The following is a 17,773-nucleotide window of genomic DNA, read 5'->3' as shown; positions in this document are numbered from 1 at the left end:
ACGCCCCGTGGCCGTCGATATCGTCATCTATCACAACCCAGAATGCGGCACGTCGCGCAATACGCTCGGTTTGATCCGCAATGCCGGCATCGAGCCGCATGTCGTGGAGTATCTGAAAACCCCGCCCTCGCGCGCGCTGCTGATCGAGCTGATCGCGCGCGCCGGGATCACGCCCCGCGAGCTGCTGCGCGAGAAGGGCACGCCCTATGCGGAGTTGGGCCTGGGCGACACGTCGCTATCCGATGATGCGCTGGTCGACGCAATGATGGCGCATCCGGTCCTTATCAACCGGCCGCTGGTCGTTTCGCCGCTCGGCGTAAAGCTCTGCCGGCCGTCCGAAGCCGTGCTCGATCTGCTGCCGGGCAATCAGCTCGGCGCATTCGCAAAGGAAGACGGACAACAGGTGGTCGACGCCTCGGGCCAGCGCGTCGCCTGATGCTCGTTGCCGTCCTGATCTTCGTCGCCACGATCGCGCTCGTCATCTGGCAACCCAAGGGCCTCGGCATCGGGTGGAGCGCGATGGGTGGTGCCGTCGTGGCGCTGCTCGCGGGCGTCGTCACGCTGTCCGACGTGCCGGTAGTGTGGGGCATCGTCTGGAACGCGACGGCTGCGTTCGTTGCGATTATCGTCATAAGCCTGCTGCTCGATGAAGCCGGTTTCTTCGAATGGGCGGCGCTGCATGTCGCGCGCTGGGGGAGGGGGCATGGTCGCCGGCTGTTCGTTCTGATCGTGCTGCTCGGCGCGGCGGTGTCCGCGCTATTCGCCAACGATGGCGCGGCGCTGATCCTGACGCCGATCGTCATCGCCATGCTGCGGGCGCTGGGCTTCAAGGACAAGGCGACGCTAGCGTTCGTCATGGCGGCCGGGTTCATTGCCGACACGGCCAGCCTGCCGCTGGTCGTGTCGAATCTCGTCAACATCGTGTCGGCCGACTTCTTCAAGATCGGGTTCGGCACATATGCGTCCGTGATGGTGCCGGTCGATCTGGTGTCGATCGTCGCCACGCTGGGGGCGCTGCTGCTGTTCTTCCGGCGCGACTTACCGGAAGACTATGACGTGGGCGCGCTGCGCGTGCCCCGCGAAGCGATCCGTGACGTCGCGACCTTCCGCGCCGGATGGATCGTGTTGGCGCTGTTGCTCGCCGGCTTCTTCCTGCTCGAACCCCTCGGCGTGCCGGTCAGCGCCGTCGCCGCTGCCGGCGCTATCCTCCTGCTGGTAATCGCGGGGCGGGGCCATGTGATCCAGACCGGCAAGGTGCTGCGCGGCGCGCCGTGGCAGGTCGTGATCTTCTCTCTCGGCATGTACCTGGTCGTCTATGGCTTGCGGAACGCGGGCCTGACCGACCATCTGGCGGTGCTGCTCGATCGCACCGCTCAAGGCGGCGTGTGGGGCGCCGCATTCGGCACAGGCGTGATCGCGGCCGTCCTGTCGTCGGTGATGAACAACATGCCGACCGTACTGGTGGGCGCGCTGTCGATCGACGCCACCCACGCCACGGGTGCGATCAAGGAAGCGATGATCTATGCCAACGTGATCGGCTGCGACCTCGGCCCCAAGCTCACGCCGATCGGCTCGCTCGCGACGCTGTTATGGCTTCACGTCCTTGGCCAGAAGGGCGTGCGGATCGGATGGGGCTATTACTTTCGTGTTGGCGTGACGCTCACCGTGCCAGTGCTGCTCATCACGCTCGCAGCGCTCGCGATCAGGATCAGCGTTGCGTGACGAAAATGGCAGCCGCGTTGCTCGATCCGGGCGAGCTGGCCGGATTGGCATGGTGTCTCGACGCCGCGAACCTGCCGAGCGCCGATCTCGCCGATCCTGGCCGCCTGTTCTTCCGGTTCGAGGCGAATAGCCTCGTCGGGTATGGCGGTCTTGAGGGGGAGGGGGCCGACCGTCTACTCCGCTCGGTCGTCATCCTCACCGATCGCCGCGGACATGGCCTGGGACAGGCATTGGTCGCCACCCTCGAACAAGAGGCCCGCAACCGCGGGGTAGAGCGCCTGCATCTGTTGACGACAACGGCTGCACCGTTCTTCCGAGCGCTAGGCTATACCGACGCCGATCGCGGTGCCGCTCCCCAGGTCGTCGCCGCATCGCGCGAATTTACCGCGCTGTGCCCCGCGTCGGCCGCCTATCTCGTGAAAGCTCTCTGATGCCGCTCCGCATGCTCCCTGATCCCGACACCTTGCCAGCGCTTGATCCTGCCTACGCCATCCAGCGGCCGGCCCTAGGGCTCGGATCGCTCGATCCCGCGCCGCGTATCCTGTTACTCTATGGTAGCTTACGCGAACGGTCCTTTTCCCGGATGTGCGTCGAAGAAGCGGCGCGCCTGCTCCGCTTCTTCGGGTGTGAAACGCGCATCTTCGATCCTTCCACCCTGCCGCTCCCTGACCAACACGCCGGCGACGATCATCCGGCTGTCCACGAACTGCGAGAGTTGTCGCTATGGTCGGAAGGACAGGTGTGGTGCAGCCCCGAACGGCACGGCCAGATTACGGGCATCATGAAGCTGCAGATCGATCATCTGCCGCTGTCGATGGGCGGGATGCGACCAACGCAGGGGCGCACGCTGGCGGTCATGCAGGTATCGGCGGGGTCGCAGTCGTTCAACAGCGTCAACACGCTGCGCGTGTTGGGCCGCTGGATGCGGATGGTCACGATCCCGAACCAGTCGAGCGTTGCCAAGGCATTCAACGAGTTCGACGATGCCGGGCGCATGAAGCCGTCCAGCTATTATGACCGGATCGTCGATGTGATGGAGGAACTGGTACGGTTCACGGTGTTGCTGCGCCCTCATGCGGTTCAGCTCGTCCATCGCTACTCGGAGCGGAAGGAAGCCGGCGTGCCGATCGATACGGCGACCGATCTGTCGAGCGTTGCGACCGCCCCCCAAGGATAGCCTGACAGATTTCAGCGTTAGTCGACGTTAAAGCTGACGACGCTCGGCGAGCAGCCGCTTGGTGGTCCCTGCGCTGGCGGGCCTCCGGGGGCGGGGTGCGGCGCTTGACGGGCTCAGTGCCGCGCATGCGCGCGGGGCGATAGGTGTGCCACGTGGCACACCTAACGGGAGGATCGTCACCCGTCAGGGCTTAGACGCCGGTACGGTGGCTCGGTTGGCAGAAATGTGTCGATAAAGCCGGCTCCGGCGGAGTCGTGCCGCAAGCCCCTTAAATCAGGCCAGATCGCTTCTGCGTCCCAGCCGGCCAAGAAACCGCTTTGGAAAGGACTTGCGAACGGCATCGTCGGGAATGCTTGCCAGTGCGCCTTCATGCGGGACGGCCAGAATGTCCCGGGATTGATCCGCCTGACGAAGCAGCTGGCCAGGGCCACGACACCATTTACACGCGTGCGCCGCTCCAGATCGCCATCAATATGCACGAGCTGCGGTGCCTCGAACGGCTTGCGCTCCAACGGCTAATGATGCCTGCGCTCCACAGACGGGCATGATGCGCGCTGATGTTGCGCACGAACGCGAGCGTCTTGATCCAGCTCACCAGCGTGTTGGGAAGAAGGCCGTAGCGCTTGCCGGTCGCGGCACGATCGTTGGGATGCGCCATCTCGAGCAACCAGGACAAGGTCTCGAAATTCCATGCCTCGACTGCCATCCATATCGGCGCGACAAAGCCGCGCGGTTTAAGAAGCGCGATCTGATCGGCGAAACTAAGGAGAGGGCGTGGTATAGGGCGCAAGCATCCGGCCCACATACGGAGAAGGCCGCCCCTTGATGCCAGCGGCAACAGAGGGGACGGCCATGTTGCGTCCGATATAGGCCTGGATGCATGAGGGTTCAAATAAGATTTGAAAGCCGGTCAGGGAGGCAGTTATCTAGCTTCCTTCGGGGGATGACCGCGCTCCTGCAACTCAATGTCGCCGGAACGCCTTGGACATTTCGACCCGAAGATGCGCTGCTGGTCGGCCAATTAAGTCGCAGTGATCAACGCGGTCGGTGGCGCCATGCAGGCATGATCTGAGAGAGAGTGTGCCACGTGGCACACCTGCAACGTTTGCTGGGCGCCATTCGGCTGCGATTTGTGGAACGCGCTTTGAATATCGACGGCGATCGCGCGACCGGCTGTAGCGGAGAGATGCCACAGGCGTTATCTTGAGATAACGATTTAACCTTGCCGCAGGAGGGTAGGATATGGCGACCCACGCGATAATTCAGCTTGGCAAGCCCAAGGTGAGAAGGCGCAAGACCCGCTTCGGAAGCGTGACGGTGACTGCACCCGCGCCTTCCGAGGCGGTGGTCCAGCACAACGTGAAGGCCAGCACGCAAGCGCTCGAGCGGGTAACGGGACGTTTGGCCAAAGCCGGCGTTCGGCTTTACGCCAAGAAGGACGTGCCCCTCTATTCGCTCGACAGCGACAATCCCGACGTGATGATCCGCAAGCTCAACGGTAAGGTCGAGCGAGGCAGCTTCGTCGATGGTACCTTCAGGGCGGCGGGTTGACGCCTGCGATCAGAGCAAGCCGCCAAGTTCGTGAGACCCAAGATAAGCACAAACGCCCTTGCGATCAGTCCCACGGGACCGCCGTAAGGCAGGTATCGCGGTTTTCTTCTCCGCTGCCCTTATATATATAGAGTGAACCTGCGGCCGCTTATCGGGCGTGTCCGTTTCCCGAGAGGGTACTAACAGACTGGGGCCGCCCAAAAAGGGCGGCCCTTGGTTTATCTGCTCTCGAGGAGTGCCACTCCACGGGCAGATCATTCCCGGCGCTTGAAGATTTCATTTCGCGACTCTAGCCGCAGCAGCTCGCCACGCCCCCGGTCAGCCGAGCCTCCTGAATGGGCGGGCATGGGACGTCGGCAAACGAACAGTAGACGCAGCAATCACCAGCGTTCGGCCGGAGCACTGCGGCACAACCCTTGCAGTCGTAGAAAAATTGGCACGCATTCGTCGGCATCGTCTCGGTTTCGACGTGTCCGCACTTCGGACAGGTAATCGTCGATCTTGGTTCGATCGCCGTCGCGTCAGCCCCCCGGCTCATCGTGTCGCAATCCGTGCGGGATAACCGACCTTGGTTGAGGCCGCCGCGATCCCTGCAGGTGTCGCGCGCGCCGGGTCGTAATTCACTGTCGCGATCTTGGTCGAGAAGTCCACGGTAACGTGGGTGACGCCGGGCACGCGTCCCATCGCCGCCTTCACCGCGATCGGGCAGGTCGGGCATGTGAGATTGCTGACAGCAAACGTGACGCTTCGTTCAGGGGCGGCGATGGCCGCTGAGGGCAGGCAGAACGCAGCGAGTGTGAGCACGAGATGTCGATTCATCGGGATTCCTAGTAGAAAACGGGTGCCCACCACCGAGTGGTAAGCGCGAGAATGACCAGCACGGCACCGAGCCAGAGCACTGTCCGGGTGAGCGTCCGGCGACGGATGCTTGCGCAGGCCCCTTCAGCGCATCTGTTTGGCTGCCCGTGATAGGCGTGCCAGAGACCTACTGTGATCAGCCCCAACGTCACGACCGCGAACAGCGGGGTGTAGGGCTCGAGCACAGCAAGATTGCCGATCCACGCACCGCTGACGCCGATCAGGACGAGACTGAGAGGCAGCAAGCAGCAGGACGACGCAAGCAGCGCGCCTGCGATGCCGCCTGCGGCGAGCCAGCCGGCACGGCGATCACTGAGGCCGCCGGATGTTGATGGTCGATCCATTCCAGGTTCCGATCCTTGTATGAAAAGACTATAGGGTCTGTAGTTACTACAGGTTCAAGAGGTATTTTAGTGGCGATTGCGGGACGGTCCAGGAAGCGTGGCGACGTTGCCCGGCGGTTCGGATGCAACATCGAGACCGTGCGTCACTACGAGAAAATCGGGCTGCTCGACGCGCCGGATCGAACAGCGTCTGGGCACAGGCTCTATTCGGCCGACGACGAGGCGCAACTCGCGTTTATCCTACGCGGTCGTCAACTCGGCTTCTCGATTGACGAGCTGCGAGGGCTCCTGAGTCTAGGCGGATCTGGATCCGAGGCCTGCGGCGAAGCCAATGCGCTCACGCAGCGTCATCTAGCCGACGTGCGCGCCAAGCTGCGCGATTTGGCGCGATTGGAGAAGACGTTGGTCGCGATCTCTGCGCAGTGTGAGCACGACGGAGACGGCTCGGGCTGCCCCATCCTTGAGGCATTACAGGCCGGACCGGAGGGTCAATGACCTGTTCTAAATAGTGCCGCGACGTGCCTAACGCCTGCCCGGTCAGGGCAGCCCGCATCAGCCTAGCGATCGTCAACCGTGAGGGCAGCAATTTATCGAAGTTCCGAGGCGTGCCGGCGGGGAGTGGCCTGAAGCGGAGGTCCCGTCGACTAAGCGCTTGATCCAAGCGCGCATCCTTTCGGCATTGTCGCCCGCTGGCCAAAGTCTGCTATTCTTTCGCGACAAGGCGTCTCTTCAGGTTCTGAGCAGCATTCTTCAGGGATCCGCCGCCCTTCAGCACCTGAGACGCGATCGGTTTGGTAAGATCAACGCCCTTTTCCAATTTCAGGCGGCCGTTGAGCGCACCGACGCCGCGCACGGTCTGAAAACGACCTGTCCTCGGGTCACGAACCGAAGTGCTGGTTAAGGTAGGCTGCGCCCTGGCCATAGCTCAAATATACTTCGTCGCTCGCGCTGAAGATAGGTGTGCCACGTGGCACACCTCCTCTACCAGGGGTTCAATCTACACGCACTCGCGCTGCAGATCGCCTTTTTCCTACAGCATCTAGATTCGCCATACCTGCGGCGGTCTAGCGGGCCTATCCGTCTCCCCGAAGGGTACTCGCAGACCTGGGCTGTCGTCTAGGCGGCAGCGATCCCTCAACAATCGTTGCGCGACGTCGCACATCCACGCGGACCGCAGCATTGCGCTAACGGGGCTGCCGTGGTGATCGGTCGTCAAAAGCACGAACCGGAATGGTCTTACGCGAGATGCTACTCGAAAAAGGTCCGGCTACACGCCGTGAGTTCGTGCTTTTGACGACCGTTCGTGCCTGACCAGCATTGCGCAGAAAGCTGCATCCCGCATCCAGGACGAGCACGTAAGTCGGCGTTCCTCTGTCCTTTACTCGGACGATCTTGGCTTGTTGAGCGAGCAGGTGCGCGACACGGCCGACTCGTTGACCGGGATCGATGCGATGGCCAGACGGCACCAAAAGGCGGTCGCAGCGGAGTTGGGTAGGGGTTGGCGTTCCTTAGCCGTAAGTTCGTAGCCGGTTGAAGAACCCGAGAAGAATTTGATTCAAGCCGACCACACTATTGCCGCAGATAACGCATGAACTCAGCGGCGACCGTCTTGTGGGTAAAGCTGAAGTATAAGGCTTGGCATCAATCTTGGTGGAACGCCCTCGTCAAGCATCATTGCAAACATCTCATCGTCATCCGCCGTCGGTACAAGCCCCTCGATGACCAAATTAGCGCGCGCTTCCGCCAGATCGTCACGCCAAAGGGCAATTTGATCCGGTGTGCCACGTTCAAACGTCATCGAGCGGATCTGCGTTTGCATTTTACTCAGATCGACACTTCCCATTGTGGCTCGGCCTCCGCACGTTTGAGGGTGTTCCTGAACCTATACGATCGATGCAGATCGACAAAGGAACGCGTCAGCGGTCGCGCCGGACCGTGTCGAAAAAATCGTTCTCCGAGTTACACTCCGCCCGTCACCTACCACGCCATATAATTAGCGATAACGCTGATTCCCGCTAATTACATGCTGGCCTCAAAACGATCGCTCGCGTATCGATTCCGAAGGTTCAAAAACGGCCGCCGACGCGTCTGTTTCGGTTTGGACGAGCAACGCAGGAGTTCGGCATGGCCGACGAAGGTAGCATCGATGACGTGACGCGCGTCGATCCTTCGGATCTGGCTGGTATCGTGGCTGACGCGCTGGTTGTGGTCGACCAGGTTCAGTCGCTCGAGCCGTATCTCCCGCAACTTGCGCCCGACGATCGCGAACGGGTCGACGATTATGTCCGTCGGGCCTCGGCCGACGCGACGTTGCGCGCCTACAAATCGGATTGGCGTCTGTTCTGCGCGTGGTGCCAGGAGAGCGGCTATCGGCCCCTTCCAGCGACGCCGGCGACGGTCGCAGCGTTCCTCACGTTGCTCGCCGAGAGCGGGTTCAGTCCGCAGGAAGTCCGCCGAACGAAACGCGGGACGGCGCTGCCGCGAAAGGAGCCCGTGCCGCTCGGCCGCGCGACGATCGGTCGGCGGCTTGCTGCGATCGTCTTCGCGCACCGTGCTGCGGACGTCGAGCCGCCGACGTCGCAGCCAGACGCCGCGCGCCTCGAACGGGCGATGCGCGGGATCCGCAAGGACAAGCGCGGCGAACTGCCCGGGAAGAAGCGTCCTGCCGACGGCGACGTCCTGCGTGACATGGTGCGCGCAATCGTTGGTGAGGATTTGCGCAGCTACCGCGACCGCGCGCTACTCGCGATCGGGATGGCGGGCGCGTTCCGGCGCTCAGAGCTGGTGGCCATCACAGTCGGCCATGTGAGCCAGGACAGACGCGGGCTCCTGGTGCGGATCGCTGCATCGAAGACCGACCAAGAGGGCAAAGGCCACACCGTTGCGATCCCCGACGGACGCCGCTTGGAGCCCGTGCGTCACTATCGCGCCTGGCTCGAGAGTGCTGGTATAAGCAGCGGGCCAGTGTTTCGAAAGCTCACGCCGCAAGGCCGGCTGACCGACAAGCCGATGAGCGCGCAAGGAGTGGCGTTGGTCGTGAAGGCGGCCGCGGTGGCGGCGGGCTATCCGCCGGAGTTGTTCTCGGGTCACTCGCTGCGCGCTGGCTTCCTGACCGAGGCCGGTCGGCAAAATGCTAACCTCTTCAAGATGAAGGAGCATAGTCGGCACTCGTCATTGGAAATGGTTGCGGAATATGTGCGGGACCATGAGCGGTTTCGAGAGCATGCGGGCGAGGGTTTCTTATAAGCCGGCCCACACGGCGCCATTCACTCTATAGAGCTCTCTTTTATCGCTCACGGATTTTTCTATTATGCGGCAATCTCGCATTCAATACTTGATCACGGGTTTTCGGTATCTCGCCAGTCCTCCCAGGGGGAAGCGATCTGTTTGCGCAGTCGCACTTTAGTTCATTCCAAGCGCAAAAAGTGCGTTATCAGTAAACTCTTCCGGCTAGGAGCCGGCCAGCTCATATGATGGGCATCAAAAACATAGCCCAATAATTTATCTTATGTTAAGTAATATCAATAACTTAGATGTTGCTTACACCAAAGCGGGTCATTCGGCGGAGTATCTCGCGGAGCCCTGCGATCAGTATTCCTCCAGTCGTACTCACGTCATTTTATTCCGTGATCTGCTGTGTTGCACAGGTGCAAAGAAGCAGGCACCAAGCTTTATCAGGCTTGGTCGTTCGGCTCGCGGCATGCTAATATCATGCCTTCTATCCTTCCGATTTCTTGTTCGCGGACCATCATGATCCAGCACGACCCACTTCATCAGATCAGTTTTATCCAGCAAGCCCTCTCGCAAAATCGAAAGCCGATCGGTTTCTTCATCGGCGCCGGATGCCCCTTGTCGGTTCGGATTGAGCGTGAGGTCGACGGTGTGACGAAAAATGAGCCGCTCATTTGGGATGTAGCGGGCTTAACCGCGATCATTCACAAAGCCTGCACGGGCACCCCGGAGGCGCCGTCCGCTTGGGACAGAGTTGTTACCGTGGTCGACGAGGATGGCGGGGATTCGAAGAATATCGAACTTCTACTGAGCACGATCCGTCTTCTTATCAGCGTTGCAGGTAACGGCACGGCACGTGGCCTTCAACGAGACGAACTGCGCGCACTCGATGAAAAGATTTGCAAGGTGATCTCGGATGTCGTCGACGTCCCGCTGCCATCTCACGACACGCCCTATCACAATCTCGCGATATGGGCGCGGGCCATCCACCGCGAGCAACCGGTCCACGTCTTCACGACCAACTATGACTTGCTTCTCGAACAGGCTTTCGAGGAAAGCGACGCGCCCTATTTCGATGGCTTTATCGGCGCGCGCCGGGCGTTCTTCGATCTTGGAGCAGTCGAGGACGAGACCCTGCTTCCATCCCGCTGGGCGCGCCTTTGGAAAATTCATGGCTCGCTAAACTGGCGCCTCGATAAGACCGGGGCGGTCGTCCGCAGCGACGTCAAGAATGATGGGTCATCCTACCTGATTTACCCATCGCACCTAAAATACAACGAGAGCCGCAAAATGCCCTATCTGGCGATGCTCGATCGCCTGAAGGCGTTCCTCTTGAAGCCATCGTCTGCGCTCTTCATTTGTGGTTATTCGTTCGCCGACGAGCATATCAACGATGTCATCTGCCGCAGCCTTTCGACCAACTCGACCACACAGGTCTTTGCCTTCATGCATGGCGCCCTCGGCGATGCGAAATACAAAGCGGCCCGTGAGTGCGCATTGCGTACGCCCAATCTGAGCTTGATGGGGTTCGACGAGGCCATCATCGGACGCAATGCGGGTAGCTGGAAACCAAATGACGGCGATCCACCCGCCCTCCCGCCAAAAGTCTACGTCTCGGACGGGACGACGGCATCGGTCCAGCTCGGCGATTTTGCCGCTTTCGGCAATCTCCTGCGAGGCCTGTCAGGCGTCAAGGAAGATACATCGACACCTCCGGTGTCATGAGCATGCGGTCTGAAAGCCTCAACGCGGCGACGGCGATTGGGTCGGTCCAAGATGTCAGCGGAACGTCCGTCAGCGTGACCTTGCGCGCTGACCGCTTCTCGGGCCTTAGCTTCGTCGATGGCCAGGGCTATCGGATCGGCCAGATTGGTAGCTTCGTAAAGATCCCGATCGGCTATATGGACCTGTTTGGCATCGTGTCCCAGGTCGGGGCCAGCGCCGTTCCTGAGAGCTTGGCCAAGGAACTGCCAAACGGATTGCGCTGGATGACAGTCCAGTTGATCGGCGAGGGCTATCGAACGGGCCGTTTCCAGCGCGGGATCTCGCAATATCCGACAATCGACGACGAGGTTCATCTCGTTTCCGAAGCCGACCTGAGAGTGATTTATGGCAAATCCGATCGGCAGAACCACCTGGTGCGTGTCGGGCATATCGCAGGCAGCGAGTCGATAGACGCCTTGGTCGATATCAACAAGCTCGTCACGCGGCATTCCGCTGTGGTCGGCACCACGGGCTCGGGCAAGTCGACTACCGTTGCTGGTTTACTCAACGTGCTGTCGAACGAAGAACGCTTTCCATCTGCGCGCATTGTCGTTCTCGATCTTCACGGCGAATATGCCAAGGCGCTCGGTGATAGGGCGACCGTGTTCCGGATCAATCCGGACCCGCGCAACCCGAACGAGCAACGGCTTTGCATCCCCTTTTGGGCGCTGAGCTTTGACGAGATGCTGCGCGTGACATTTGGCGCGCTGTCGACAGATGGCAAGGCGCGTAATGTCATTCTCGAACGCGTGCTTGCCGCAAAGGCGGCAAGCCTCGCGACGTCGCCGATCCGCGGACTTACCGCGGAGAATCTCAGTGCGGACAGCCCGGTCCCTTTCTCGCTGCATAAGCTCTGGCATGAACTCTACGGCCTGGATTTCGCGACCTATTACAACAGCAAGGGCAGTCCGGCAGATCCGGCGACCTGGGCCTATGAGTTAGATGCGAACCACAATGAGATCGCCGGCAACGCCGAGGCGGGCCATCCGCCGCGCTTTCGCAAGGTCAAGAACGTCAAGGACGATCCGGAGAAGATCAACTATGTTCCTGATGGCCTGAATATCCGAGCCCAACTCGAGGCGCTCGGATCGAAATTACGGGTGTCGCGCTACGATTTCCTGCTCCGTGCAGGCGACTGGCACCCAGATGCCGAAGGCATTGTGACCAAGGGTCTCGCCGACCTGATGAAGGCATGGCTCGGCAGCCCCAAGCCGATCACTATTCTCGACCTGTCCGGCATTCCATCGTCAATGACCAACGACATCATCGGCAATGTTCTGCGGGTGCTCTATGATGGGCTGTTCTGGGCAAGGAACCTCTCAGAAGGCGGCAGGGAGCGGCCGTTGTTGATCGTGATGGAAGAAGCTCACGCCTATTTGAACGACAATTTCGACAGCGCTGCCTCGCTGATTACACAGCGTATCGTCAAAGAAGGCCGCAAATACGGTATCGGCGCGATGATCGTCAGCCAACGCCCTTCGGAGATCAATGCAACGATTCTGTCGCAGTGCGGCACGTTCTTCGCCATGCGGCTGAGCAACGGCTCTGATCGCTCGCAAGTGACCGGTGCCCTTTCGGACAATCTTGAGGGATTGACCAATATGTTGCCGATTCTGCGAACAGGGGAGGCGATCATCCTTGGTGAGGCGGTTGGCCTACCGATGCGAACGATGATCCAGGCCCCGCCCAAAGGAAGGCGACCAGACAGCCAGGATCCAGTGATCTGTGACGAACTCTCGCCCGACGAGTCGATGACGCCTGGTGGGTGGAACATCAAGCCGCTCGAAGCGCCCAGTTACGATCCCTTTGTCGAAACCTGGCTTCAGCAAAACCCCATCCCGTCGAACAACCCATAAGGACAAGACGCAAATGGCATGGCAGCAATTTCCTGCGTTCACTTCGTCGAATATCAGCGCGATTAGATATGAAGACCAACAGCTGATCCTGGAAGTGACCTTTCACAATGGCGGGACCTATCAATATTACGACGTGCCCAATCATGTCGCGGCGGCCCTCAACGCGGCCGGTTCGAAGGGGGAGTATCTCGCCAGCGATATCAAGGGGAACTATCGGTACAGCAAGGTCTGAACGAACGGCGGATTAAACCCCGGCCGTTGAAAGCCGGCACGATTGAAAAGGCACGGGGCTGCAGCCTGGCGCCTTTCCCCGATCCTCTCAGATCGGGCTGAATGAAATCCGATTGCCTGGCACATGTCGAAAAGCTCGATCTCGGCACGTCAGCAAGATAACCTGCATCCGCTCGGCAGCCTCACTCAATATCTCGACCATGAGGTCGAGCCGAGCATCATCGGCATAGACAAGCGGATCGTCGAGAATGAGCGATACCGGCCGCCCCTGCTCGAGAAGCATGTCTGCAAACGCTATCCGGGTCAGTACCGCTAGCTGCTCCTGTGTGCCACGCGACAGATCCCCGCATCCTTCGCTGATCCCGCCCCGGACGACCGCATCGAGCATAAGATCCTCAGAGAAGGATAAATCGCACCCAGGCAAAAGCCGCTCGATGTGCTGTTTCGCGCGCTTCGCCACCGGGCCGACGAACTTAGCCGACGTCTCGTCGCGTGCCTCATCGAGAATTTCGCGCAACAGCTTCAGGGTTTCGGCCTCTTCGGTGACGCGTTGCACGGCCGCGCGTGCGGCCTCAGCTTCCTCTCGGGCGCTTGCATCACGGTCGGCAAGACCCTTGCCCCCCTCGCTCTCGATCGTCCCTTCAAACCGGGCAATCTCCATCTCAAGCTTTGTCCGCGCTTCCCCGGCGGACCTGCTCCGCGCATCCACCGTCTCGATCTTCCGCGCGATCGCCCCAGCGTCGTGCGCTGTTGCGTCGCGGGTCGCATCTTCGAGCTTCACGGCCGCCTCAGCAGTCTGCTGGCGGGCACGAGTGAGATCCTCCGCCAGGCTCGGAAATTCCGGCCGGCTCTCGATCGCTGTGATTTGACCCGTAGCGTTTGCGAGATCGCTCGCGGCACCCGCTTCGGCGGTGGCGAGCGGTGCATCCTCTTCCTCGGCACGCCGGAGAGCGGCGAGCGCGCTATCCTGACCGCCTTCGGCCCGCGCAAGCGCGGTGTCGGCCACCTCCAATGCTGTGGTGAGGACTGCGATATCGGGAAGAGCGCCCTCGCCCGCCTCGGCTTCATCGCCGAGCTCGACGATGAAGAGCTTGAGCGCGCCGGCGCCGGCGGCGAGCCCGATATTTTCGTCGGCCGCCGTCGTTGCTTCGATCCGGGCTGCGATGGTGCGCAGCTCGCTTGCGGCATCCCGCGCAGCGTCATTGCGTAAACGCGCAGCCGCAAGGTCGGTAAGATCGAGATCCGCCAGGGCAGACTGCTGCTTTTTCAAAGCTGACGACAGAGCCTCTTCGGCGCTGGCCGTGCCTGTCGGCGGTATCACTATCAGCTCAGCGCCACCGATACGGAATTGGGTCCTCCCGGTGAGGGTCCGCTCTCCGGCGCCCGCGGGTTCGCCGTCAATCAAGATGCCGGCAGTGTCGCCGGTCAGCGCAATGCGCGTCGCACCCGCGTTCTGCGCTGCGCGCGCCTCGGCACTCGCTCGCTCATTCGTCTCGAGCAATTCGATCGTCTTGGCAGGGATCAATGTCGCCGCGAGGGTCTTGGCCTTGCCCTGAAGCCGTTCAAGCTCGACCAGTTCCGCATGCCGTTTGCGCGCAGCCGCGATCCCGGTCTTGCGACGTGCAGCTCGCACACGATCCTCGCCGGCACTGAGTGCGACGCGCGCGTCCTGACGCGCCTTCCGGGCGCTTTCGAGCGCTTCACGCGCATCAACGAGGCGCTGCTTGGCCGCAGCCAGTCCCTCGCCGAGGTCCGTCCGTTTGGCGCGCGCCTGCTCCAGTGCAAAGCTTGCCTTGTCACGAGCTTCCGTCGCCGAGCGGTGGCGCTCCGAAAGATCCTCGAGCCCCCTGCCCTTCGCGCTGACAGCTTCGTGCTCGGCGCGACGGGTCGCGAGGATCTGTGCGGCCGCACGCGCGACCTCAAGGGACGCGACCAGGTCCTTCCGGGTCTGGACATCCGTGTCGTCGGCGATCTCCCGCTGAACGACCTTCAGCCTGGCCCGCGTGGCTTCAAGCTCAGCGAACGTCTTCTCCAATCCCGCGTGCCTATCAGCGGCGTCTCGCGCGGCGGTCTCAGCGCTTTCGACCCGCTCCCGCACGTCATTCTGTCGCTCGCGCTTCTGACCGGTTGGCGACCAGTAGCGGGCAAACTGCTCATCGAACCTGGTGCGGACGCGTTTGTAAGCCGGACCGCCCATGATCGAGCCAACCTCGGCTTCAAGAGTCGACCTGACGGTATCGCGTACGATCTGCCCGGGTGCGGTGACCGCAAGAGCGTCCGTTTGCGCCACCCAGAGCAGGCCCAAGGCACCATAGGTTCCCGCATCGCCCTTCTGACTAGTATCGCGGACGGACCCGAGAAGCGTATGGAGCCGCGCTTCGGCTTCCTCGCCCTGGGCCTTTCCCTGTGGCCCCGTGACCTCGATCATGGCGCCCCGCAGGAACCGCTTGGTGACGGTCCACGGCGCCCCGTCGGCCTCGAACGACACCTGGATCTCGGGCCCGACCGCCTCGCCATAGGGCGCGAACGACTGGGCAAGCTGGTTTTTGGTTCCATGGCGCACGAAGAAGGCTGCTCGAAGTGCTTCGAGCAGTGTCGATTTGCCGGTTTCGTTGGGCTCAATGATGATGTTGAGGCCATCGGTCAGGCCTTCGATCGCCATAGGCTCGCGAAACTTGCGGAAGCCGTCGACGGCGATCCGGCGGAGGCGCAGGCTCATGCCTTCTCCTCCCGGCTATATTCAACGAACAGACGCTCTAGCGCCCGTTTCGCGACCAATGCCTCAGGTCCACCGGCTTCAATCCGGGCCGAGAGTTTAGCGGCGGCAACGCCTAGCATGCCTTCGACCGCAAGCTGAGCGAGATCATCTTCGCTCGGCCGACCGACGAGGTCGTTGGCGCGAACATCGAGGTAGCGAACGCGGTGGCTGATGTCATTTTCGAGCCGTCCGAGCATCGCCACCCGATCGGTGAGGCTGGTGATCCCGGCGAGCGATAGTTCGAAAAGCGTCGCTGGCGGGTCGATCATCCCCAGCAGCTGGTCGCATTCGGCGTCGAACGCAGCCTGATCGTTCACGGTCCAGCTGCGCCTAATCCATTGGAAACGGCCGGTGCGGATCGGGGTGACGGTCGGCTCGCGGCCTTTGCCGACGTCGACCAGCAAGATGTGGCCCGGCTCGTCGCGCTGGAAGCGATCGGTCTCAGGCGTGCCCGAATACCAGGTGCGCCCGTCGACCTTCAACGTTCCATGCCAGTCGCCGAGCGCCAGGTAATCGAGATTGGATCTGCGAGCACGGTCGGGCGCAATCTGATTCTTGGTCTCACCCTGCGTCCCGAAATCACGGATCGACCCGTGAGCCACGCCGAGTCGCAGCCGTGCGCCGGGCGTTGCCATGCCGTCGAACAGGTCGGTCGGATCATCGAGATTGTGCCGGTGCGTGAGCGGCGCAGGCAACAGCCAGACGCCTGGCTCGATCTCCTGGGCCTGCGGTTCGGAGAAGACGGTGATAGTGCCGCCCGCGCGCTGGCGCAAACGATCCCACAGACCGCCATTACGGGCGAAGTCATGGTTGCCCGGGAGAAGCCACCAGCGACACGGATGGCGCTCCATCCGCGATATCGCCTGCACGATCGTGCGATCCTCGGGGCCTTCGGTATCGAAGACGTCGCCGGCGACAAACACATGATTGGCACCGTGAAGGGTGGCCGCCTTACCGATCTCGTCGATCGCATCGAAGCGCGCCTCGGTCAGCGCTCCGCGAACCTCCGGTTCGAAGCGGCCATAAGGCTTGCCAAGTTGCCAGTCGGCCGTGTGGATGAATTTCATTGTACTCTATCGATGGCAGTTTCGTCGGACGGCCTGAGAGGCTCAAGCCGACCGGCCGATCAAAGCCGACCTGCCAAAGCTCCGGCTGCCGCATCCGTGATTGTATAGACTGCCTTTCGCTGCGCACCACGTTTATGGTGATCGACGCGAGAGCCCTGATAGTGACGGCGAACGAGACCGGCCCGCACCAAATCTGGCACCGCGCGGCTGACGTTTGCTCGACCCGACCGCCGCGCTACCGGGGTCCTTTTTCCACGCCGATCCACAGACCTCGGTTGCGGAAGGTCCATAAGATCGGCAAAACTCTCGCTTGAACTGGTATGACCCAATCCACAAAGCAAAACCCGTCACGGCGACACCACTTTATTCCCCAGTTCCTGCTGAGGGAATGGGGTGACGGTGCAGGCGACCTGGTCTGTTATTGGCCTCGGGGCGATGGCAAGGTTCGCAGCAAGCCGCTCAGTCCCAAGAGCGTGGCTTACAAGGACTGGATCTACGAGACGACTGGCTTCTCAGCCGAACACGCGCAACAAATGGAAGACATCTATTTCAAGCTGATCGACGATCGTGCGTCGAACGCCCACCGTCTTCTGGTAGACGGCCGAACCGGCGAGATGAGTCACGAGATGATGTGCGACTGGGCGCGGTTTATCATGTCGATCTGGTTTCGCACACCGGGCGACGTGAAAGGGCTAAAGACCGTTATTAACGCGCTTTCCGACCCTGCCGTTAGCGAGGCTGCTATCGGCCTGACCGTTCCTGATGACTTTCCCGAAGCAGCCTTGAATCAATTGCAGATGGAGGCCATACGCCGCGCCATCGACGATCCCGAGCGGGGACAGGTTTTCCTTTCTATGGAGTGGGCCACGATCACGTCGACGGAAACCCGTAGCTTCCTGATCTCGGATTGGCCGCTCGATACGGCCAAAGATCTGCCGTTCCTGGGACATCCGAAATCGTACATTACGATCCCGATCAGCCCCCGGCAGCTCTTCATCGCGGCGCCATCGCGGGCGTTTCTCCTCGCTCTTGGCGATCTCCAAGAAGGTGAGCTCGAGCGCAGGCAGAATTATGCCACGGTCGCTCAAGCGCGGAGCTTTGTCGGCGCCTCTAACGATGAGGAGGATGCCTTTATCAAGCAAAACTTCGGATGCGAAAAAAGGCCCTCGATCGCACGATCGATCGCGGAGGCTTGGAATGTCGAAATCTGACCT

Annotated in this window: 19 protein-coding genes; 11 read left to right on the top strand and 8 right to left on the bottom strand. The window is 61.4% G+C overall.

Annotated elements, in window-relative coordinates:
• Positions 1-7: 7 nt before the first annotated feature.
• The 4 genes from arsC to arsH are packed head-to-tail and all read left to right on the top strand — an operon-like array spanning position 8 to position 2,899.
• On the top strand, positions 8-436 hold the full coding sequence (gene arsC, locus E2E30_RS20305; RefSeq protein WP_133192464.1) for an arsenate reductase (glutaredoxin): 429 nt from the start codon (positions 8-10) through the stop codon (positions 434-436).
• A complete protein-coding gene (locus E2E30_RS20300) occupies positions 436-1,722 on the top strand; it encodes an arsenic transporter (protein ID WP_133192463.1) in 1,287 nt (428 codons plus the stop codon). Before arsC ends, E2E30_RS20300 begins: the two co-directional genes overlap by 1 nt.
• Positions 1,723-1,727: 5 nt before the next feature.
• Complete coding sequence (gene arsN2, locus E2E30_RS20295; RefSeq protein ID WP_133192462.1) at positions 1,728-2,153, top strand: arsenic resistance N-acetyltransferase ArsN2; 426 nt, start codon at positions 1,728-1,730, stop codon at positions 2,151-2,153.
• Positions 2,153-2,899, top strand: a complete 747-nt coding sequence (arsH, locus tag E2E30_RS20290; protein ID WP_133192504.1) for an arsenical resistance protein ArsH — start codon at positions 2,153-2,155, stop codon at positions 2,897-2,899. Before arsN2 ends, arsH begins: the two co-directional genes overlap by 1 nt.
• A gap of 439 nt (positions 2,900-3,338) precedes the next feature.
• On the opposite strand, the gene E2E30_RS21125 is transcribed toward arsH, so the two are convergent.
• On the bottom strand, positions 3,339-3,605 hold the full coding sequence (locus tag E2E30_RS21125; RefSeq protein ID WP_240699153.1) for an Abi family protein: 267 nt from the start codon (positions 3,603-3,605) through the stop codon (positions 3,339-3,341).
• A gap of 536 nt (positions 3,606-4,141) precedes the next feature.
• Between E2E30_RS21125 and E2E30_RS20280 the strand changes: the two genes are divergently transcribed.
• The gene (locus tag E2E30_RS20280) at positions 4,142-4,450 is read left to right on the top strand and encodes a hypothetical protein (protein ID WP_133192461.1); all 309 of its coding nucleotides are present in this window, start codon (positions 4,142-4,144) and stop codon (positions 4,448-4,450) included.
• A gap of 289 nt (positions 4,451-4,739) precedes the next feature.
• Here E2E30_RS20280 and E2E30_RS21120 read toward each other — a convergent pair whose 3' ends face one another.
• Genes E2E30_RS21120 through E2E30_RS20265 form a run of 3 tightly spaced genes read right to left on the bottom strand, consistent with a single transcriptional unit; the run spans position 4,740 to position 5,652 of the window.
• A complete protein-coding gene (locus tag E2E30_RS21120; protein ID WP_240699152.1) occupies positions 4,740-4,988 on the bottom strand; it encodes a GDCCVxC domain-containing (seleno)protein in 249 nt (82 codons plus the stop codon).
• Positions 4,985-5,269 carry a heavy-metal-associated domain-containing protein gene (locus E2E30_RS20270; RefSeq protein ID WP_133192460.1) on the bottom strand — a complete coding sequence of 95 codons (285 nt, stop codon included), beginning with the start codon at positions 5,267-5,269 and terminating at the stop codon, positions 4,985-4,987. Before E2E30_RS20270 ends, E2E30_RS21120 begins: the two co-directional genes overlap by 4 nt.
• 8 nt (positions 5,270-5,277) lie before the next feature.
• Positions 5,278-5,652, bottom strand: a complete 375-nt coding sequence (locus E2E30_RS20265) for a mercuric transporter MerT family protein (RefSeq protein ID WP_133192459.1) — start codon at positions 5,650-5,652, stop codon at positions 5,278-5,280.
• 69 nt (positions 5,653-5,721) lie between these two features.
• Here E2E30_RS20265 and E2E30_RS20260 point away from each other — a divergent pair, with 69 nt between their 5' ends.
• The gene (locus E2E30_RS20260) at positions 5,722-6,147 is read left to right on the top strand and encodes a MerR family DNA-binding protein (RefSeq protein WP_335925477.1); all 426 of its coding nucleotides are present in this window, start codon (positions 5,722-5,724) and stop codon (positions 6,145-6,147) included.
• A gap of 208 nt (positions 6,148-6,355) precedes the next feature.
• Here E2E30_RS20260 and E2E30_RS20255 read toward each other — a convergent pair whose 3' ends face one another.
• A complete protein-coding gene (locus E2E30_RS20255) occupies positions 6,356-6,574 on the bottom strand; it encodes a hypothetical protein (protein ID WP_133192458.1) in 219 nt (72 codons plus the stop codon).
• Between the two features lie 672 nt (positions 6,575-7,246).
• The gene (locus E2E30_RS20250; RefSeq protein WP_133192457.1) at positions 7,247-7,495 is read right to left on the bottom strand and encodes a hypothetical protein; all 249 of its coding nucleotides are present in this window, start codon (positions 7,493-7,495) and stop codon (positions 7,247-7,249) included.
• Between the two features lie 281 nt (positions 7,496-7,776).
• Between E2E30_RS20250 and E2E30_RS20245 the strand changes: the two genes are divergently transcribed.
• The 4 genes from E2E30_RS20245 (at position 7,777) to E2E30_RS20890 (ending at position 12,735) form a co-directional block, all read left to right on the top strand.
• The gene (locus tag E2E30_RS20245; RefSeq protein WP_133192456.1) at positions 7,777-8,898 is read left to right on the top strand and encodes a site-specific integrase; all 1,122 of its coding nucleotides are present in this window, start codon (positions 7,777-7,779) and stop codon (positions 8,896-8,898) included.
• Positions 8,899-9,402: 504 nt separating this feature from the next.
• Positions 9,403-10,608: an SIR2 family NAD-dependent protein deacylase gene (locus E2E30_RS20240; RefSeq protein ID WP_133192455.1), complete on the top strand. Its 1,206-nt coding sequence runs from the start codon at positions 9,403-9,405 to the stop codon at positions 10,606-10,608.
• Positions 10,605-12,503, top strand: a complete 1,899-nt coding sequence (locus tag E2E30_RS20235) for an ATP-binding protein (RefSeq protein ID WP_443018423.1) — start codon at positions 10,605-10,607, stop codon at positions 12,501-12,503. Before E2E30_RS20240 ends, E2E30_RS20235 begins: the two co-directional genes overlap by 4 nt.
• 13 nt (positions 12,504-12,516) lie before the next feature.
• Positions 12,517-12,735: a KTSC domain-containing protein gene (locus E2E30_RS20890; RefSeq protein WP_165954609.1), complete on the top strand. Its 219-nt coding sequence runs from the start codon at positions 12,517-12,519 to the stop codon at positions 12,733-12,735.
• An 87-nt stretch (positions 12,736-12,822) separates the two neighbouring features.
• On the opposite strand, the gene E2E30_RS20230 is transcribed toward E2E30_RS20890, so the two are convergent.
• Together E2E30_RS20230 and E2E30_RS20225 are read right to left on the bottom strand one after the other, a co-directional pair.
• Complete coding sequence (locus tag E2E30_RS20230; RefSeq protein WP_133192454.1) at positions 12,823-15,453, bottom strand: AAA family ATPase; 2,631 nt, start codon at positions 15,451-15,453, stop codon at positions 12,823-12,825.
• Positions 15,450-16,559 carry a metallophosphoesterase family protein gene (locus E2E30_RS20225; protein ID WP_133192453.1) on the bottom strand — a complete coding sequence of 370 codons (1,110 nt, stop codon included), beginning with the start codon at positions 16,557-16,559 and terminating at the stop codon, positions 15,450-15,452. Before E2E30_RS20225 ends, E2E30_RS20230 begins: the two co-directional genes overlap by 4 nt.
• A gap of 320 nt (positions 16,560-16,879) precedes the next feature.
• Here E2E30_RS20225 and E2E30_RS20215 point away from each other — a divergent pair, with 320 nt between their 5' ends.
• Positions 16,880-17,770 (top strand): DUF4238 domain-containing protein, encoded by an 891-nt coding sequence (locus E2E30_RS20215; RefSeq protein WP_133192451.1) that lies wholly within the window; start codon positions 16,880-16,882, stop codon positions 17,768-17,770.
• Positions 17,771-17,773 lie beyond the last annotated feature (3 nt).

The organism is Sphingomonas sp. AAP5 (genome assembly GCF_004354345.1).
Classification (GTDB): Bacteria; Pseudomonadota; Alphaproteobacteria; order Sphingomonadales; family Sphingomonadaceae; genus Sphingomonas; species Sphingomonas glacialis.
The sequence above is the reverse complement of the archived record's forward strand: the minus strand, read 5'-3'. Positions and strand labels throughout refer to the sequence as shown.

What these genes read in the sequence shown, in the direction of transcription:
- E2E30_RS20265 (WP_133192459.1), bottom strand. Translation starts at nt 5,652, where the DNA reads ATGGATCGACCATCAACATCCGGCGGCCTCAGTGATCGCCGTGCCGGC.
- E2E30_RS21125 (WP_240699153.1), bottom strand. Translation starts at nt 3,605, where the DNA reads ATGGCAGTCGAGGCATGGAATTTCGAGACCTTGTCCTGGTTGCTCGAG.
- E2E30_RS20255 (WP_133192458.1), bottom strand. Translation starts at nt 6,574, where the DNA reads ATGGCCAGGGCGCAGCCTACCTTAACCAGCACTTCGGTTCGTGACCCG.
- E2E30_RS21120 (WP_240699152.1), bottom strand. Translation starts at nt 4,988, where the DNA reads ATGAGCCGGGGGGCTGACGCGACGGCGATCGAACCAAGATCGACGATT.
- arsH (WP_133192504.1), top strand. Translation starts at nt 2,153, where the DNA reads ATGCCGCTCCGCATGCTCCCTGATCCCGACACCTTGCCAGCGCTTGAT.
- E2E30_RS20245 (WP_133192456.1), top strand. Translation starts at nt 7,777, where the DNA reads ATGGCCGACGAAGGTAGCATCGATGACGTGACGCGCGTCGATCCTTCG.
- E2E30_RS20230 (WP_133192454.1), bottom strand. Translation starts at nt 15,453, where the DNA reads ATGAGCCTGCGCCTCCGCCGGATCGCCGTCGACGGCTTCCGCAAGTTT.
- E2E30_RS20300 (WP_133192463.1), top strand. Translation starts at nt 436, where the DNA reads ATGCTCGTTGCCGTCCTGATCTTCGTCGCCACGATCGCGCTCGTCATC.
- E2E30_RS20890 (WP_165954609.1), top strand. Translation starts at nt 12,517, where the DNA reads ATGGCATGGCAGCAATTTCCTGCGTTCACTTCGTCGAATATCAGCGCG.
- E2E30_RS20235 (WP_443018423.1), top strand. Translation starts at nt 10,605, where the DNA reads ATGAGCATGCGGTCTGAAAGCCTCAACGCGGCGACGGCGATTGGGTCG.
- arsN2 (WP_133192462.1), top strand. Translation starts at nt 1,728, where the DNA reads ATGGCAGCCGCGTTGCTCGATCCGGGCGAGCTGGCCGGATTGGCATGG.
- E2E30_RS20280 (WP_133192461.1), top strand. Translation starts at nt 4,142, where the DNA reads ATGGCGACCCACGCGATAATTCAGCTTGGCAAGCCCAAGGTGAGAAGG.
- E2E30_RS20270 (WP_133192460.1), bottom strand. Translation starts at nt 5,269, where the DNA reads ATGAATCGACATCTCGTGCTCACACTCGCTGCGTTCTGCCTGCCCTCA.
- E2E30_RS20225 (WP_133192453.1), bottom strand. Translation starts at nt 16,559, where the DNA reads ATGAAATTCATCCACACGGCCGACTGGCAACTTGGCAAGCCTTATGGC.
- E2E30_RS20250 (WP_133192457.1), bottom strand. Translation starts at nt 7,495, where the DNA reads ATGGGAAGTGTCGATCTGAGTAAAATGCAAACGCAGATCCGCTCGATG.
- E2E30_RS20240 (WP_133192455.1), top strand. Translation starts at nt 9,403, where the DNA reads ATGATCCAGCACGACCCACTTCATCAGATCAGTTTTATCCAGCAAGCC.
- E2E30_RS20215 (WP_133192451.1), top strand. Translation starts at nt 16,880, where the DNA reads ATGACCCAATCCACAAAGCAAAACCCGTCACGGCGACACCACTTTATT.